Source organism: Wolbachia endosymbiont of Ctenocephalides felis wCfeJ (assembly GCF_012277315.1).
In the GTDB taxonomy this organism is placed as follows: domain Bacteria; phylum Pseudomonadota; class Alphaproteobacteria; order Rickettsiales; family Anaplasmataceae; genus Wolbachia.
This window is the reverse complement of the sequence record NZ_CP051157.1, coordinates 523,574-540,497: the sequence shown is the minus strand read 5'-3', so window position 1 is coordinate 540,497 and position 16,924 is coordinate 523,574. Positions and strand designations below refer to the sequence as shown.

Below are 16,924 nucleotides of genomic sequence, written 5' to 3'. Positions count from 1 at the left end.
TTATTTCTCTAGCTTTTTCTTGCGCTTCATATGGAGTCTTATGATAATCTTTTAAATTCCGTAAAACTAGGCTCTATGAACAAAATTTTAGAGAAGCCATATGAGAGAGCCAACGAAGTTTAAAAAACCCATAAAAACCTCAGCAGTCTTGTCGAATCGAGAAAAAATCCGTCTAAAGTTCTTGATTTTTCCAAAGAAGCATTCAATCAAATGCCGCTCTTTATAAAGATGTTTGTCGTAGTTTCTCTGCACCTTTCGATTCCTCTTTGGTGGAATCACAGCTTTACACTTTCTGTTCTCAAGGCTGGCTACAAAAGCATTGCTGTCATAGCCCTTATTCAGCTACTACAATGGAGTTAACGAAGTTTTTAGTCAGCGTTTCAGCTTGTGTAATTTCGTTCCTCTGACCTGGTGTGAGTCAGTGGATTACCAAGTGCATCAACAGTAGCATGAATCTTTGTTGTGAAGCCACCTTTGCTGCGTCCTAAAGCTTCTTGATTCGCAGAGTTTTTCTTATATCCAGCAGAACAGGCATGAGCTCTCACGATTGTTCCGTCAATTATGTGCACTTCCAAATCTGGCTCCTGTGTATATTTAAACAACTTTTCCCAAATTTTCTTTTCACACCACTTTTTAAATCACCTGTGTATACTTCTGTAATTGCCATATACTTTAGGTAAAAGCCTCCACTGGCAGCCACTTTTGGCCATGTACCTACTGCTTCCACAAACATTCTCAATTTCTCTTCATTCTTGCTGTGTATTCCTTTCATGCTTTTCAAAAAGCCAAAAATTTGTTTCCAATTTCCTTCTTTTATATAATATTCCATTCGGTAGTTTCTCTATTCTAGCTAAGTTAAACTACCAGTTCTTACTACATTTTTCCTTATTTTTTCATGATGAAATTTTCTTCACAGAGCCTAGACTGACTGCATAACTTCTGAGATTTATTTTTAGATACTGGTATTCTCAACGCTTTCGAATTGCTTTAGCTATAAATATTAAGAAATTTACCAAATGAGAAAAAAGGCAAAAGAAGCCCCGATCGGTGGCTAATTATTTATATTAACCTTATAAATTGGCGTTTTTTTATTCTTAATGTCTAATCTAGCTGCTTTTAAGCTGCAACTGATCTAATTTTAAACGTTAAGAAATTTACTAAGCAGAAAAAAAAGGCAAAAGAAACCCAGAGCAGCTAGTATTCAAATTCTCCCTTGTTCTATTTGACGTACTATACTGTCTTGAACGACTTATAAGCGCGTTTCAGCTTGTATAGGGAAAAACCTAGAAGTCTAGGTGAAATTAATAAAGACATGAGGTGCACATAGTGCAAAAAATTAAACATAAGACGCCAACCGTGATACTTTCGTCGTTTAATCTGCACAGATTGAAACTAAATAAATAGCTTCGATCATATGATAAGCTGACTTTTGGGGATTGTCAAGTGGTTTTTTGTTTTTCACCGCGACGCTGAAAATTGTTGTGCAAAAAGTCTACTAAATTTATCATGATGAATACAAAGCCCGTCAAGATCTTTGTGCCATCAGATTTTTTGCAACATCAAGCGCTGCATAGGTAAATATTGCACTCGCACCTGCGCGTTTAAAGCCAATTAAAGACTCATAAATTACTTTGTCATAATCCAGCCAGCCATTGTTTGTTGCGGCCTTTATCATTGCGTACTCACCGCTTACTTGGTAAGCAAAAATCGGAAAATTAAACTTATTACTTGCTGTTTTAATTACATCTAAGTATGGCATTCCGGGCTTTATCATAATGAAATCTGCACCTTCGTTTATATCCATGTTAATTTCGCAAATGGCCTCTCTTGCGTTTCTACAGTCCATTTGATAACCACTTTTATCGATAGAATTTGATGACGCACATGAACCAACAACTTGCCTAAATGGTGCATAGAAACTGGAGCAATATTTTACTGCATAAGACAATATTGACACATCCTGAAGGTCATTATCATCCAATGTCCTTCTTATTTTTCCTATTCTACCATCCATCATATCAGAAGGAGCAACCATATTACATCCTGCTTTTGCTAAAATAAGTGCTTGCTTTAGCAACACTGAGATAGTTTCATCGTTTTCCACGTCTATCTGATTGCTTTTTAAAATGCCATCATGACCGTGAGTAGTGTATGGATCCAGTGCAACGTCCGCGATAATACCAATATTAGGCACCTTTGATTTTACGGCACGAATTGTCCTGCAGATTAAATTGTTTGGGTTGTATGCTTCTTCAGCATTCTCGGATTTTAATTTACTGTCAACTACAGGGAAAACTGCAATAGCATTAATTCCTAAATTTTCAGCTTCCTGAGCTATGGAAACCAATCCATCTATTGAGTAACATTTTATATCAGGTAAACCAGGAATTGGTTCTGTTGTTTCTCTTCTGTCATGAACAAAAAGAGGCAAAATCAAATCATTTATTGATAAAATGCTTTCACTCGTTAAATTGCGCACCCACACACTTGAGCGCCTACGTCTTAAACGTGTGCTTGGAAAATTAAACGTCATGCCTTTGTTTGATTCTTGTTGATAAAACCCAAGATATCATTGAGAAAGTGAATAAAAATATCTTTATTTTTTTAGTACCAAAGATATAGTGAAAGGTGACGTTATTTTTGGGATCGGAAAACTTAGGAAAAGCCACAACTATAGCGCTTAAAAATATTGATAATTATACACCACTCCTCACAAATATCCAATTTTATTTCGACTTACAACTTTAAACTTGATGTGCATGACTGTGTGCTATGCACTGGCTTCCAGATGGAAATATATTGAAATACTCAAACAGTTATACACTTGACACTGAGTTCTATGGCACTTACTTTGATAATAAGTTATTAGCAGAGCTGTTAGTTTTGCATAGGTGTTGTGATAATTACTATAATATATGGAAAACATGAAAATAACTATACATTCACAAGAAGACTTCAACTTTATGCGTAAGGCTGGCAGGTTAGCAGCTGAGACTCTTGATTTCATTACACCGTATGTAAAGGCAGGGGTAACAACTAATGAGTTAAACGATTTATGTCATGACTTCATAATCAAAGCAGGCGCAATTCCAGCACCACTTAATTACAGGGGGTATCCCAAATCAATTTGTACCTCAAAAAATGCTGTTGTTTGTCATGGCATTCCTGATGATAAGCCGCTTAAAGATGGGGATATTGTAAATATAGATGTTACAGTAATTTTAGATGGCTGGTATGGTGATACAAGCCGTATGTTTTGGGTTGGTAACCCATCAATAAAAGCAAAGCGCTTGTGTAGTGCTACTTATGGTGCATTGATGGAAGCAATAAAACAAGTCAAGCCCGGAAACAAATTGAATGAAATAGGGCTTGCTATAGAGAAATATGTTGGAAATTTTGGATATTCTATAGTACGTAATTATTGTGGACACGGTATAGGAAAGGTCTTCCATGCTCTGCCAAATGTATTACATTTTTATGATAAAGATGAAAGTCTTGTCTTAAAGGAGGGTATGTTTTTTACAATAGAACCAATGATCAATGCTGGGAAACATGAAACTTTGCTCAGCAAGCTAGACGGCTGGACAGTCACAACACGCGACCTTTCACTCTCTGCACAGTTTGAACATACGCTTGGAGTAACAAAAGATAGCGTTGAAGTATTTACATTATCACCTAAAAATTGGCACTTCCCACCTTATAACTAAAACCTTGCAGCTATCATTCTGTATCTGTCCAGAATTGCAGCAAAACAATTACTCGAAGAAGCTGAAAGAAAAACTATCTTCATAGAAGATTGTTACTAAAGATGGAGATAAGAGAAAAAGTAGCAAATAACCTTCTATCTTTTATTGTTGGAAGGGAAGTTCATTTTTAGCATTACTGGTTCATTCAAACAGATAATTTTCTAGGTATAAGATAATGATTCAGCTTGCTGGTGATAATTTGTTTGATAAGATTATTGTTAATAAAAATATATATTAAATGGAAAAAATCCGACTTTATGTCGAGGAAGCGTTATCGCAAGGCGTTAGTTTGGTGTTAAATCCGCGACAAAGTCATTACATTTGCAACGTAATGCGGCTTAAAGAGTATGATAATGTTTCCTTTTTTAATGGAAAAAATGGAGAGTGGTTAGGAGAGATAGTTGATATATCGCATAAATTGGTGAAGGTTACACTCAAAGAATGTACTAAACGGCAGCAATGCGAAGAAAATTTGTACTTATACTGTGCTATAGTAAAAAGTGCTGCTTTGAGCAACATAGTAAGACAGGCAACTGAAATGGGAGTAACCTGTATTCAATTCATTTTAACAGAACATACAGTAGTAAAAAATATTAATCTAAGTAGAGCAAGATTACAGGCAATTGAAGCAGCAGAACAATGTGGTAGAACAAGTGTGCCAGAGATCTTGTCCCCTATTCATTTTCGTGATTTATTTGACTCTCAGGATAGAAGTTTTATTTTATGTGATGAAACAGGGCAGGGAAAATCTCCTAATGAGGTTCTGAAAAACAAAAAAAATGTTGTTATTATTGTTGGTCCCGAAGGCGGTTTCTCACACGATGAACTTAGCTTTGCTGATAAGTTCTGTCAGAAATTAAGTCTGGGAAAAAGAATCTTAAGGGTGGACACTGCTGTGGTCGCTGCACTGGCTTTGGCTAATGCAAGATGGACTACACACCTTTGAGAGGCTGCTGACAAAGCTGAGAGGATTATCGTAACTTTCCTTACTGCTATCATACCTGCTGTCAGAGCTTGAAGATCTAGATAGTTTTCTCTTCTTTAAATGACCATTATAACTCTCACAATCGTTATGAGATGTGCTGTCACACCTTGGGGACCTAGGTCCTTCTTCTAAATCATCAATGTTTCCGGTAAGCTTATAAAATGTTTTTGCATGATCGTTAAAAATCTTTTGTTTACTAGTAAATAGTTGATGAATTTCTATACTTAACATTTCTACTTGACTGCTTAAGTATTTCACTTGACTATCTAAATCTTCTACTTCTCCTGTACTACTGCAAAGTTCATCCTTTACTTTTTTAATTTTTTGGACTTTATTCGCAACTATTTCTGTCAATGCTGTGAACATTTCTTCCCATCCTTCAATCTTTGCTTTTAATACGTCAATTTCACCTTCATACTCTTCAAATCTCGACTTCAGTTGCGGACCATACTTATCTACTATCTCTTGCGCTACTTCTGCTTGTAACTGGTCTCTTTGCTTCTTAACTTGTTCATCTGTTAGCTTTAGCTTTTCTGTTAACTCTGTAATTTTCCACAATAACTCCTCTATTTCTTGTTTAGAAGATTCTATACACGCCTTACTCTCACTTTCCAAGTTTTGCATTTGGGATTTTAAATTTGTTATATACTTCTCCTTTTCATTCATTATGCATTCTGCTTGTTCTACCTCTTCTTCAAATCGCTTTAATTCATCTTCTAGTTTCTCCCTCTTTGTATTAACAACTTTCAGGTCTTTTTCCATATTTCCTTTTTTTTCATACACACTTTCAAGTTCTTGTGTTGCCTCCTGTAGATTTTCTGATATGCTTGCCAATTCTTCACTCTTTTGTTTTAGTTTGGCTTGCAATTTCTCATGTTTTTTCTCCTCCATTTCGAGCTTATCTTGTAAACTATCATTCTGTTTACCTAATTCTTCAATCGTTTGCTTGGCCTTTACAAGTTCCTTATTCACTCCAGCCTTTTCTGCTTCAGCGCTTTTTAGACTATCGATTAGCACTTGTTTTTCTTGTCGTACTTCTGATAACCTTTCTTCCAAACTCAATATCTCTTGCAAAAGCTGTTCTTCTCTCTCTTTTATGCTCTTATTAGAACGTTCTAACCGGTCGTTCTTATCCTCTAATTCATAATTTTTCCCTTCTAGTTGATTTAGTTCCTTTTGTAATTCCCTTAACTTACTTAGCAACTCTTTCTTTTCTGCACTAGCCACTTCTAACTTTTTCTTTAGGTTTTCCTTTTCTTCATGTACATTTTCAAGTTCTCGTGTTTTCTCTTGTAGGTTTGCTGATGTGTTTGCTAACTCTTCATCTTTTTGTGTTAGTTTAGCTTGTAGCCCTAGATTGTTTTGCTTAGCCCGTTCGAGCTCATGTTGTAAATCATCCTTCTGCTTGTTTAATTCTTTAATTTCTTGCTGAGTTGCAGTTGATCGGAAGTCAGTATCCGTCTGAGACTCAACATGTTGTGTAGTAACTTCTGCCTGAACTGCAGCGTGTTGTAGACTAGCCTCTGTTTGGGTTGCAATTGGTTGAGAGTCAATTTCCGTCTGGACCGCAATGTATTGTGTAGTAATTCCTGTCTGAACCGCAGTGTGTTGTAAACTAGCCTCTGTTTGGGTTGCAATTGATTGGAGGTCAATTTCTGTCTGGACCTCAACGTATTGTGTAGTAATTTCTGTCTGGACCTCAACGTATTGTGTAGTAATTTCTGTCTGAGCTTCAGTGTGCTGTAGGCTAGCCTCTGTTTGGGTTGCAATTGGTTGAGAGTCAATTTCCACCTGAGTTGCAACCTGCTGTAGATTAATCTCTGTTTGAATTGATGCATTATTGTGAGTAGGAAAAAGGAGGTTATTGTTAGCATCATTTTCAAAGTTTTGCCCATCTAATTCCTTGTCCTGATTAACCTTTACAGATTCATTATTTTGCAGGTTATTATTAGCAATTGGTATAACATCAGGCAATGATGCATTTTTATTCCTTTCCAATAATGCTTTTACAGCCTCATGTAAAGAGAGGCCTTGAATGTATAACTCACGATTTTGCTCTATTAACTCTAAGACTTCATCTGACGCCGTAAAACTTTTACCATTAAATTTCAGTATTTCCGTGATACCATCATTACTCACCTTCATAACTAGGGTACACATAAAAGTTTTTCCCAATTTATCTATTGCAGACCAAGTGCTTGCCATTTCATAGTATGCACCATCTTGAAATTCATAATGTCTTTCCTTATCTTTTCGATAAGCGTGTATGTCATGTTTTTTATTACAATACACATTCAATTCACTAATATTTTTCTCTTGCTGTAAAATATCACTAATCCTTATTTGCTGCTCTTCATTATAATTAGTCAGGTTAATGTTTAAAATTCTATCAGCATCATTAGTTCCTGTATAATAAGCTTGAAACTCTATGCCTTTCCTTTCAAAGTACTTACTGACAGCTTTTTTTGTCTGGTTTGCTAATTTTATGTAGCAATCCAAGTCTTTTTTAAAGCTCTTGCTAAAATATTTTTCTATGTACGCTTGCTTAAAGTCCTTATCATTTGTTAAGTCTCTCAATAAGTCATGAAATTCCCATTCATCCTGACAGTATTTTCTTAGAACGGTAATGCTACTTTCCTTTTTCAGCTCTATTAATATTTCTTGTAATATCGGAAAATTTGTTGGCATAGCATACCTCCTTTGCTATATTAACCTAGTTCCTTTAAAAACAACCAGGCTATTAAAACCTCTTTACACTAACTTTTATAATTAGACTTACCGCAAGCGCTATGCTTGAAGTTTAGCTCTTTCGCTTCTTGTTATACATTGAACTTGCCCCACTACGTGTTTATATTACAATACTAAGTTAGTAATAGCATTGAATTCTCAGTGATGCAAGAATTTTTTTGGATATAAGAACTAACACAAGTGCTAACCAGTAATGTTGTATCTTTAAGAAAGCATTAGATGCTTTCTTAAAGATACAAGGCAATCTATTGAAAATCTTGACTTTTTTAAGTCTAATGTCACCTAAGAACGGCAGTTTATTGCATACCTCGTACGATTAAATTGTTGATACTTTTTCTCCTTTTTATCCATGCTCTAGAATGAGCATTATAAAATTCTTGATCGCTTTTTGTTTTTCATGCTCATCTTTTACTATAGATTAATTATTTGATTATAGTATCATCTTAATTAAGCTTATGCTTGAGATATTTATGAGAAGTATTTTATACTTTACATTGTTATTTATCGTATTTGGATCGTCGAACCTATTTGCTGTAGAGCAACTTGAGGGAAAAAAAATTGATGTGGGTGAATCAGTTGGTTCTGTACATGAAGATGTAGGTATAGAGAAAGACCTAAAGCAAGATTTACCACACAAGCTAATCCAGCAGGAAAACGAGCTGGAATTTTCCAAAAGCGACATTGATGAATTGAATATTGAAAAAACACAGGATACCAAAACTGAACAAGCGGCTGATAAAGAAGAGCTAAAGCACAATGAGAACGAAATTTCTACGGTTGAAAAAGTTATAAATGAAAAAGGGGCAAGAGATAAAGATTTTGACAATAATCTACCAGAAGAAAGTAAAAATGAAGTTACTCCAAGTCCACCAAGTGTAACCGATAAGGAAATGAACAAAAATTTGGCTTTATCTCCAAGCGTTGGTTTAGATGAAAATGCAACTGATCTGCAAAAAGATCTACAAGTTGATAGAAGGGTTGATGTTAAGGAGAATCAGCCTTCAGAAAATAGTGCAAATAAATTATCAGAAGAAAAAAAGGCGAATGGGCAAATTGAAAAAGAAGAAGTAGAAAAGTCAGCTGAAGACCGTGATGAAAAAAATCAAATAAAACCCATTGCTGAAAAAGGTAAACAAGAGGAAAAGAAAAACCTGCAGGAATGGACAAAGTTAAACAGGGAATCAATAAAAGAGTGGTATCATCAAAACGCACAAAGCAAATCAATATATAAGCGACAATATGATAACTTTAATGAGCACCTTCCAGCGACAGTATTTGTTGATGACTACAGTAAGCAGTTTTTTTATTGTATTAAAAAAAATAACTTAGTTTGTTTAAGGGGGATGATGGGTAAGTTAGAAAAGCTTGGATTAACAGTTCAGGAAGTGTTAAAGCTTAGAAATAAATTTGGAGATACTCCTTTAATTTATGCAGTTAAACGAGGGGAGATAGATATAGTACGTTTTCTCTTATTACAAGGTGCTGATCCTAAAGTGGTTAATAATAGTTTTCAATCTTCTATTGATATAGCGGTCGAGAAAGGACGGAGTGATATGGTAAATGCAATTGCTGAAATGATACCATACCTTTCAAACTATAAAAAAATAGATAATAAAGAAGGTCTAAAAATGTATGATTGGGCTGTAAAGACAAAAGAAGATAATGAACTACAGTGCAATGAAGAAGATGATTAGATTTTTGATATTAATTTTAGTTAGCTATTTGTGTTATGGGAATGAAGTAAATGATAGAAAAGATCTGATTAATGATTTTTTGAACACTTTGCATAAGATAGAATATGCGTCTTATAGCAAAGAAGACTTTGCTAAATTCTTAGTGAAGTGCCATAAAGAAGATATACCAGAGGATTTTGGGAAAGGTTTTGGTCCTGATTTAAATGGAGCTGATTTTAGTCGGCTATACCTAAATGGATCTATTTTTGATGGAGTCAGTCTAATTGGGGCTGATTTTTCTCATACTGACTTATCAGGAGTGTCCTTTATTAATGCTGATTTGCGTGGAGCTAATTTTTCTAATGCCAACTTACAAGATATAAGAATAGAAGGTACAAATTTAAGCTTTGCAAAATTTGTTTCTGCGAATTTGACAGATATTACATTTAATCAGTCTGATGTCAGTTACGCCGAGTTTGTCAGTTCTGATCTCAAAAAAGTGGAAATGTACAACACAACTGGTTTACATACTAATTTTTCAAACGTGAAAGTGAATTTTTCTAGTTTGTTAGATTCGAATGTTAATAGTGTAAACTTTAGTGATAGTGAAATAAACAATACTGTTGTGCAGAGGAGCAATCTCAATAACGCAAATTTTTTTGGAGTGGATTCCTATAGATTAAAAATACAATTTTCCTCATTAGAGAACGCTGATATGTATGGTGTAGAAATAAAGGAGTCAGATTTTACAGGCAGCAATCTCTCTAATGTTTGTCTCAATTCTTCTGCTATAATCGACAGTAATTTCAATAGGGCTAATTTAAGCAACGTACAAATTTCCTATCTGGACAGTACTAATTCAAGTTTTGTTCAATCTATATTGAATGGCTCTAAGATAAAACATTCATATGTTTCTGAAGTAAGTCTTCATGATGCTGATTTATCTAATATTGATTTTGGTTCTAGCGAATTGTATCAAGTTGATGTTTCTGATTCTGACGTTCGTCATGGAAAATTTGATAGTACTAAAGTTACAAATTCTAACATGAATGGTTCATTTTTTGACTATTCGTTATTTACCTCTACAAAGATAGAAGATACAGACCTTTCCTTAGCTTCAATGTATAAGGTAAAAGTACAAGATTCTCAAATTTATAATAGTAAACTCTCTCATCATAGCATCGATTCTAGTGAAATAGAAAGATCAACATTTTTTAATGTGGTAGCAAATAACTCAAGCTGGTCTAATCTAAAAGTCATTAATTCACATTTTGTTGAAAGCAATTTTGAATCTTCTTTGCTTCGCGGTAATGCATTTAAGAAAACGTGCTTTTTTCTTAATAATTTCAATAATTCAGCAATTGGTGGTACATCTTTTGATTCTTCAAGCATATACAAAGGTTCGGTTGTTGACGCTCACTTAACAGATTGTAAGTTTAACCATTCAATTTTAATTGGCAATAAAGGACAGGAAAAGCTTACAGGCTTAGAAAATGCTATAATCTCAATTAAAGATTTGCAAGAGGAAATATTGCGGAATAAAAGATTTGACGTAAATTATGCTTACTTTGAATTTCAGGACATGAATCTAGAAAATGCTGATCTTTCTGGTTCAATGTTGAGTAGAACAAAGTTTATAAATGTTAATTTGAATAAAGCAAACCTTGAAAAAACTGATCTGCGTTATGCTGTTTTTGATAACTCTTCTCTTGTTGGTACCAATTTTTTAAACTCTAATAGAGAGCATTCTGACTTTTCAAAATCTGATTTAAAGAACGCCGTATTGGAAAATTCAAAGTCTAATAAATGAGAAACTTTGTTTGTTGAGTTACTTAGAAAAGAAAAATGACTACAAAAAGTGAAGGTATATTATTAGTTCTATCTTCTCCTTCTGGAGCTGGAAAAACTACTATACTAGAGAGGTTACTTGAGCAATCAACTGATCTAGTTAGGTCTGTTTCTGTAACTACACGTAAACCTCGCCTCGGTGAAGTAAATGGAAAAGACTATTTTTTTGTGACTGAGGAAAAATTTCACGAATTATGCAAAGCTGGTCAAATGCTTGAATATGCCAAGGTTTTTGAAAATTTCTATGGTATACCGAAGGATTTTATAGAACAAAATCTGAGCAATGGAATAAGCGTTTTATTGAGTATAGATTGGCAAGGAGCATTTCATTTATTTAAGCTTATGAGGGAGAAAATCGTGAGTATTTTTATACTCCCCCCTTCAATGGAAGAGCTTAGATTGCGTTTGCAAAGGCGTAATAGCGATAGTGCAAGTGAGATAGAACGCAGACTAGCTGAGGCTCAAAAAGAGATGAACAAACGTGATAAATATGATTATATAATAATCAATGATAATATTGACAAAAGTATAGAAGAGATAAGCTCTATATTAGCAAAAGAAAGGCTTAAAAGATCAAAAGAGAAGCTGTAGTTAGGGTTTAGATGTATGTATGGTCCAGGACCTGGTGGTATAAAGGGGAGGGCAAAGTTTGTACATGAGCCTTATGCCCAGACCAAGCTTGGTTTTACAATTTATACAGTTGTTACATAAAATTTTATTTACTCTACGGCACGTTTATTTATAGTAGTACTGGTACAGAAACAAATTGAGAAGACATTGGAAAAAGAAAATTGCAATATTAAAGAATTGAAAGGAAACTTTTTAGAACAAGCAATCAGAGTAAACCATGCTGGGGAATATGGAGCTATTTGCATTTATTCTGGTCAAAAATTTATTCTTAAAAAATCTTTTATAATCAATGAAATAATTGAAATGGAAGAACAGGAAAAGAAACATTTTCATTATTTTAATGAGAAAATTAAAGAGCAAAAAGTTCGTCCTACTGTTTTGTTGCCAGTGTGGCATGTGTTAGGAGTGTCGCTTGGCGTTGCTACCGCAATGATGGGTAAAAAGGCTGCTATGGCTTGTACTGCTGCAGTTGAGGAAGTGATCGGAGAGCACTACAAAAAACAAGTCTCACATTTGGAAGATGGAGAGTTAAAAGAAACTATAAGTAAGTTTCGTGATGAGGAGCTAGAACACAGGGATATTGCAATTGAGCACAACGCTGAAGGTGCATTTGGTTATAACATCTTATCTTCGTTTATAAAAACAGGTTGCAAAGCTGCTATTTATTTATCTAAATTAATTTAGCTGATTTTTAGGCGGTTTTTGTCCATAAAGATAAAACTACATAAATGTGGCAACTTAAAGGCGCATGTTGTATAATACATGCGTTAGTAAGAGGTAGTTTATGGATTTGAGTAAAATAACTGCAAAAGCAGATTTTTTGAGCGTGATAATTGAGATAGGTGCAAATGCTGAGCCTATAAAGTATGAGTTCAATAAAGAGCTCGGATTATTACAAGTTGACAGGTTTTTGTCTACTGCAATGGCCTATCCTTGCAATTATGGATTTGTACCAAATACCTGTGCAGGTGATGGTGATCCTGTGGATGTTTTGGTGTTAACTCAATTTCCATTAGCATCTGGTGTTTTGATATCGGTACGTCCAATAGGTGCTCTACTTACTAAGGATGAAAAAGGGGAGGATGAAAAAGTATTAGCTGTACCTACTTCTAGCGTTGATAGTTATTATGATAACGTGAAGAACTACTCCGATTTGCCTGAAAGCTTGCTAGATAGAATTGTTCATTTCTTTTCACACTATAAAGATCTGGAGAAAGGGAAAACAGTAACAGTTGGAAAGTGGGTTGGCATGGAAGAAGCTAAGAAAATTATTGAAAAGGCTATTAAGTGAAAATTGGTGCATATCAACTGGGGTTAGTGCATTATACACCTGTAGAGAGGTTTTGTGGTTTATAATACGAAATACTGCCATTAAAAGAATTAGACAGGTTGTAAAGTCTTGGTATTATATAGACTTTAGGTTCAAGATTTGGAGAGGTGGCCGAGTGGCTGAAGGCGGCGGTTTGCTAAACCGTTATACGATTGAAAAGTCGTATCGAGGGTTCGAATCCCTCTCTCTCCGTGTTATTAGCGTATTAGCTATGTCAATCTATTTTTACTATTATTTGGATATATAAACTTACGTATCTATTCAGGGGTATGGTGAATATTGAAACAAAAGTGGCTCATCCCCTAACAGGCTTTGAATTACTTTAGATATATGCAGCAAGAAATTTACCAAGTGGGAAAAAGTAAAAGAAGCCCTTGCCAATATCTACTTAAGAAGTTGATGTTAATACTCTATAAACCTGACAAGTAGCTAACCTTGGGGTTGTAAATACTCATCATGCCACAGCAAAAGACTTGATGAGAGTGTAAAGAGACTTTGTAAGGGAAGAGCGGGAGAAGGGGCTCGAACCCTCGACCTCAACCTTGGCAAGGTTGCGTTCTACCAACTGAACTACTCCCGCAGCTAAACTAATTTAATTATAAACGTACACAACAATTTGTAAACCCCATGCATACTAAAATGTTAGGAGCTGCCTATTATTTGTATACTTAAAATTCACTTTCAATTATTATTAGTCTTTCAATGTTTTACAGAGCCTTATGAGGATATTTGTACATAAAGATGATTTACCGGCTAGTTCAATACCAGATAACGTAAGGTCTATAGCTGTTGATACAGAGGCGATGGGGTTACTTCATGGCAGGGATAGATTATGCCTTGTGCAGCTCTCTTTCAACGACGGCAATGCTCACTTAGTGCAATTCAAAAACAACTATACAGCTCCAAATTTAAGGAAAATATTGGAGGACGAAAAGATAACTAAAATATTTCACTTTGCACGGTTTGATGTAAGCATAATACGTTATTATTTGGAAACTTGGGCGCTTCCGTGCTATTGCACAAAAATAGCCTCACGTTTGGTTCGTACCTATACGGATAATCATAGTTTGAAAGAGTTATGCTTCGAACTACTTGATATCAAATTAAATAAGCAGCAGCAATCTTCTGATTGGGGAAATGAAAACTTAACAGACAAACAAAAAAGTTACGCCGCATCTGACGTTTTACATCTCCATCAAATAAAGGAAAAGTTAGATTTAATGCTGGAACGGGAAAACAGAAAAGAATTAGCACAGAAGTGCTTCGAGTTTCTCCCTACCCGTATTGAATTGGATTTAATGGGATGGGAAAATGCAGATATTTTCAATCATCAGATGTAATAGAAGTTTTTGCTTGTGTAAGAAACATTTTAGGGTATTTTTCTTGCTCTTTGGCGAAAATTTAGTTGATTAGTTCCCAGCCAGTGCGCTATTATTGTACAAATTAAGCTTAGGTATTTTATGAGTGGCGATATTACATCAATAAACGATCAAAATTTTAAGTCTGAGGTCGCTGATTACAAGGGGTTTGTATTAGTGGATTTTTGGGCAGAGTGGTGTGGACCATGTAAAAGTCTAATGCCGCGTATTGAACAATTAGCTCAGGATAAAAAAGGCAAGATCAAAATCTGCAAGTTCAACATAGATGAAGGAACTGAAGTTCCAAGTAAATATGGAATTCAATCTATACCTACTTTAATCGTATTTCAAGATGGTAAAGAAATTGCACGTAAAATTGGTGCAATAAATGACTTATCAAGTTGGGTTGATAGCGAAATAAGCTAATAGACAAATTTGTTTTTGTGTGTATTATAAATACTAATGAAGGGGATTGTAGCTCAGTTGGTTAGAGCAGTTCGCTCATAACGAATTGGTCGTAGGTTCGAGTCCTACCAATCCCACCGAGTATATATGCGGTAGTATCGTTGAAATCTCAGTTAATATTCCTCAGATTACCTATAAGTAAGCCTAAAACAAACACTTTACACACCATAAACAATAAGGTTAACTTATATAGCTATATTTTGGTAGAACCGCAATGGACGATTATCTCTCACTGCTAAATCCAGAACAACAATCGGCTGTGACTAACATAGATGGACCAGTTTTAATATTGGCAGGAGCTGGAACAGGAAAAACAAAAACGATCACCTCAAGAATAGCGCACATAATTAGAAACAACTATGCTAATTCTAATGAGATATTGGCGGTTACATTCACAAACAAAGCTGCAAACGAAATGGTATCGAGGGTGCTTGAACTCACGGGTACAAATATACCATGGCTTGGCACTTTCCATGCAATTGCAGCAAAAATTTTACGCCGTCATGCTGAAATCGTAGGCTTAAACTCCAACTTTACAATCATCGGTGTGGATGATCAATTGCAGGTAATAAAAAATATCATCAGTGAAATAGGCCCAGATAACTTATCAGAAAAACATAAGACCATTATGAGTATTATTCAACAATGGAAAGAGAAGTGTCTGTTGCCATCTGAAGTGGAAAGTGCTCAATTATTTAGGTCTGTGTATGTGACTGCGCTCAAAGTCTATCACCAGTATCAGGAAAGGTTAAAGTTCCTTAATTCCGTCGACTTTGGTGATTTATTATTATACAATATCCAGCTCTTTAATCAAAGTGCTGAAATCCTATACTACTACCAAAATAAATTCAAGTATATCATGGTAGACGAATACCAAGATACAAACGCAATACAATATCTTTGGCTGAAACACCTTGCAAAAGAGCATTCAAATATTTGCTGTGTAGGAGATGATGATCAGTCAATATATAGCTGGCGTGGGGCAGAAGTTGAAAATATTTTGAAATTTTCTGACGATTTCAAAAATGCAAAAACTGTTAAATTGGAATGTAACTATAGGTCAACATCCCATATACTTGCAACCGCTTCATATGTTATCAATCACAACAAAACTCGCTTGGAAAAAAAATTGTGGACGACAAACGCTCAAGGGGAAAAAGTAAATCTAATAAAATTGTGGGACGGGAAAGCCGAAGCAAGGTTCATAAGTGAACAGATACTAAAGCTCAATAAATATAGATTTAGTGACATTGCGGTGCTGGTAAGAGCCACTTTTCAAACTAGAGTTTTGGAAGAGTACTTTATCAAATATTCAATTCCCTACAAGATTATAAGCGGCGTAAAATTCTATGAACGTCAGGAAGTTAGGGATATAATTGCATATTTAAGGCTTGTTATAAACAATAATGATGACTTAGCTTTTGAAAGGATTGTAAATCGACCAAAACGAAGCATAGGTCTTACTACCCTGAAAAAGATATATGCAATTGCTCAAGACAACAAAACTTCTTTCTTCGAAGCAGCAAAAATATTAGTTGGCAGTAATCAAATCACTGAAAGGATTAAGCTATCGCTAAGTGATTTTTTAAATAAAATTAAAGCTTGGGGAGAAATGGTAAGTGTAAAGCCATTACATGAGTTTGTTAAAACTATAGCAAATAAATCAGGATATATTGAAATGCTTGAGGATGAAGGAGTGATGGGCTTAGCACGAATAGAAAATGTTAAAGAGCTCATCTCATCTTTAAAAAATTTTGACAACGCTACAGCTTTCTTGGAACACATAAGCCTAGTGATGGAAGTGGATAATATGAATAATGATGACACCGTGTATGTTATGACTCTTCACGCAGCTAAAGGACTTGAATTTCCATGCGTGTTTCTACCTGGTTGGGAGGAAGGATTATTCCCACATCAAAAATCTTTTGAAGATGAAAGTGGTAAAGCTTTAGAAGAAGAAAGGAGGCTCGCATATGTTGGGATAACCAGAGCAAAAGAAAGGTTGATTATTTCATGTGCAGACAGAAGAGAAATGAATAACCAGTGGCAATCAATGTATATATCGCGATTTGTCAAAGAACTACCAAGAGAAAATGTTGAGGTCATTAGAAGTAGCATCACCTACTGCTGAAACAGGCAAT

The 16,924-nt window shown here is 35.0% G+C and carries 12 protein-coding genes, 3 tRNA genes and 2 pseudogenes; 12 read left to right on the top strand and 5 right to left on the bottom strand.

What is annotated here, in order from left to right; all coding sequences use genetic code 11:
* Nucleotides 1-87 precede the first annotated feature (87 nt).
* The 3 genes and pseudogenes from HF196_RS02600 to HF196_RS05875 form a co-directional block, all read right to left on the bottom strand.
* Nucleotides 88-829, bottom strand: a pseudogene (locus tag HF196_RS02600) (IS5 family transposase).
* A gap of 696 nt (nucleotides 830-1,525) precedes the next feature.
* Nucleotides 1,526-2,533 (bottom strand): porphobilinogen synthase, encoded by a 1,008-nt coding sequence (gene hemB / locus HF196_RS02595; RefSeq protein WP_168455688.1) that lies wholly within the window; start codon nucleotides 2,531-2,533, stop codon nucleotides 1,526-1,528.
* A gap of 11 nt (nucleotides 2,534-2,544) precedes the next feature.
* Nucleotides 2,545-2,669, bottom strand: a pseudogene (locus HF196_RS05875) (Rpn family recombination-promoting nuclease/putative transposase); the annotation flags it as partial.
* A gap of 255 nt (nucleotides 2,670-2,924) precedes the next feature.
* On the opposite strand from HF196_RS05875, the gene map reads away from it, so the two are divergent.
* Nucleotides 2,925-3,707 carry a type I methionyl aminopeptidase gene (gene map / locus HF196_RS02590; protein WP_168455687.1) on the top strand — a complete coding sequence of 261 codons (783 nt, stop codon included), beginning with the start codon at nucleotides 2,925-2,927 and terminating at the stop codon, nucleotides 3,705-3,707.
* Nucleotides 3,708-3,984: 277 nt separating this feature from the next.
* Nucleotides 3,985-4,692 (top strand): 16S rRNA (uracil(1498)-N(3))-methyltransferase, encoded by a 708-nt coding sequence (locus tag HF196_RS02585; protein WP_168455686.1) that lies wholly within the window; start codon nucleotides 3,985-3,987, stop codon nucleotides 4,690-4,692.
* On the opposite strand, the gene HF196_RS02580 is transcribed toward HF196_RS02585, so the two are convergent.
* A complete protein-coding gene (locus HF196_RS02580) occupies nucleotides 4,624-7,419 on the bottom strand; it encodes a hypothetical protein (protein WP_168455685.1) in 2,796 nt (931 codons plus the stop codon). The genes HF196_RS02585 and HF196_RS02580 overlap by 69 nt on opposite strands.
* Before the next feature lie 530 nt (nucleotides 7,420-7,949).
* On the opposite strand from HF196_RS02580, the gene HF196_RS02575 reads away from it, so the two are divergent.
* The 6 genes from HF196_RS02575 to HF196_RS02550 all read left to right on the top strand — a co-directional run bounded on the left by HF196_RS02575 (nucleotide 7,950) and on the right by HF196_RS02550 (nucleotide 13,152).
* Nucleotides 7,950-9,173, top strand: coding sequence for an ankyrin repeat domain-containing protein (locus tag HF196_RS02575; protein WP_168455684.1), 1,224 nt, complete (start codon nucleotides 7,950-7,952; stop codon nucleotides 9,171-9,173).
* Complete coding sequence (locus HF196_RS02570; protein ID WP_174855522.1) at nucleotides 9,166-10,962, top strand: pentapeptide repeat-containing protein; 1,797 nt, start codon at nucleotides 9,166-9,168, stop codon at nucleotides 10,960-10,962. The genes HF196_RS02575 and HF196_RS02570 overlap by 8 nt, the downstream gene beginning before the upstream one ends.
* A gap of 35 nt (nucleotides 10,963-10,997) precedes the next feature.
* On the top strand, nucleotides 10,998-11,591 hold the full coding sequence (gene gmk, locus HF196_RS02565) for a guanylate kinase (protein ID WP_168455683.1): 594 nt from the start codon (nucleotides 10,998-11,000) through the stop codon (nucleotides 11,589-11,591).
* Between the two features lie 186 nt (nucleotides 11,592-11,777).
* Complete coding sequence (locus tag HF196_RS02560) at nucleotides 11,778-12,314, top strand: demethoxyubiquinone hydroxylase family protein (RefSeq protein ID WP_168455682.1); 537 nt, start codon at nucleotides 11,778-11,780, stop codon at nucleotides 12,312-12,314.
* 100 nt (nucleotides 12,315-12,414) lie between these two features.
* Nucleotides 12,415-12,921 (top strand): inorganic diphosphatase, encoded by a 507-nt coding sequence (gene ppa, locus HF196_RS02555; RefSeq protein WP_168455681.1) that lies wholly within the window; start codon nucleotides 12,415-12,417, stop codon nucleotides 12,919-12,921.
* A 140-nt stretch (nucleotides 12,922-13,061) separates the two neighbouring features.
* Nucleotides 13,062-13,152, top strand: a tRNA-Ser gene (locus HF196_RS02550).
* 315 nt (nucleotides 13,153-13,467) lie between these two features.
* On the opposite strand, the gene HF196_RS02545 is transcribed toward HF196_RS02550, so the two are convergent.
* A tRNA-Gly gene (locus HF196_RS02545) sits at nucleotides 13,468-13,540 on the bottom strand.
* 139 nt (nucleotides 13,541-13,679) lie between these two features.
* Between HF196_RS02545 and HF196_RS02540 the strand changes: the two genes are divergently transcribed.
* The 4 genes from HF196_RS02540 to HF196_RS02525 all read left to right on the top strand — a co-directional run bounded on the left by HF196_RS02540 (nucleotide 13,680) and on the right by HF196_RS02525 (nucleotide 16,914).
* The gene (locus tag HF196_RS02540; RefSeq protein ID WP_168455680.1) at nucleotides 13,680-14,300 is read left to right on the top strand and encodes a ribonuclease D; all 621 of its coding nucleotides are present in this window, start codon (nucleotides 13,680-13,682) and stop codon (nucleotides 14,298-14,300) included.
* Between the two features lie 120 nt (nucleotides 14,301-14,420).
* Entirely contained in the window at nucleotides 14,421-14,744 is a 324-nt protein-coding gene (gene trxA / locus HF196_RS02535) for a thioredoxin (protein ID WP_168455679.1), read from the top strand.
* A 42-nt stretch (nucleotides 14,745-14,786) separates the two neighbouring features.
* Nucleotides 14,787-14,860 (top strand) — tRNA-Ile (locus HF196_RS02530).
* A gap of 137 nt (nucleotides 14,861-14,997) precedes the next feature.
* Complete coding sequence (locus tag HF196_RS02525; RefSeq protein ID WP_168455678.1) at nucleotides 14,998-16,914, top strand: ATP-dependent helicase; 1,917 nt, start codon at nucleotides 14,998-15,000, stop codon at nucleotides 16,912-16,914.
* The last annotated feature ends 10 nt before the right edge of the window (nucleotides 16,915-16,924 follow it).

Excerpts from the sequence above, each read along its gene's own strand:
- HF196_RS02585 (WP_168455686.1), top strand. The coding sequence starts at position 3,985 with ATGGAAAAAATCCGACTTTATGTCGAGGAAGCGTTATCGCAAGGCGTT.
- HF196_RS02570 (WP_174855522.1), top strand. The coding sequence starts at position 9,166 with ATGATTAGATTTTTGATATTAATTTTAGTTAGCTATTTGTGTTATGGG.
- ppa (WP_168455681.1), top strand. The coding sequence starts at position 12,415 with ATGGATTTGAGTAAAATAACTGCAAAAGCAGATTTTTTGAGCGTGATA.
- hemB (WP_168455688.1), bottom strand. The coding sequence starts at position 2,533 with ATGACGTTTAATTTTCCAAGCACACGTTTAAGACGTAGGCGCTCAAGT.
- trxA (WP_168455679.1), top strand. The coding sequence starts at position 14,421 with ATGAGTGGCGATATTACATCAATAAACGATCAAAATTTTAAGTCTGAG.
- HF196_RS02575 (WP_168455684.1), top strand. The coding sequence starts at position 7,950 with ATGAGAAGTATTTTATACTTTACATTGTTATTTATCGTATTTGGATCG.
- map (WP_168455687.1), top strand. The coding sequence starts at position 2,925 with ATGAAAATAACTATACATTCACAAGAAGACTTCAACTTTATGCGTAAG.
- HF196_RS02540 (WP_168455680.1), top strand. The coding sequence starts at position 13,680 with ATGAGGATATTTGTACATAAAGATGATTTACCGGCTAGTTCAATACCA.
- gmk (WP_168455683.1), top strand. The coding sequence starts at position 10,998 with ATGACTACAAAAAGTGAAGGTATATTATTAGTTCTATCTTCTCCTTCT.
- HF196_RS02580 (WP_168455685.1), bottom strand. The coding sequence starts at position 7,419 with ATGCCAACAAATTTTCCGATATTACAAGAAATATTAATAGAGCTGAAA.
- HF196_RS02525 (WP_168455678.1), top strand. The coding sequence starts at position 14,998 with ATGGACGATTATCTCTCACTGCTAAATCCAGAACAACAATCGGCTGTG.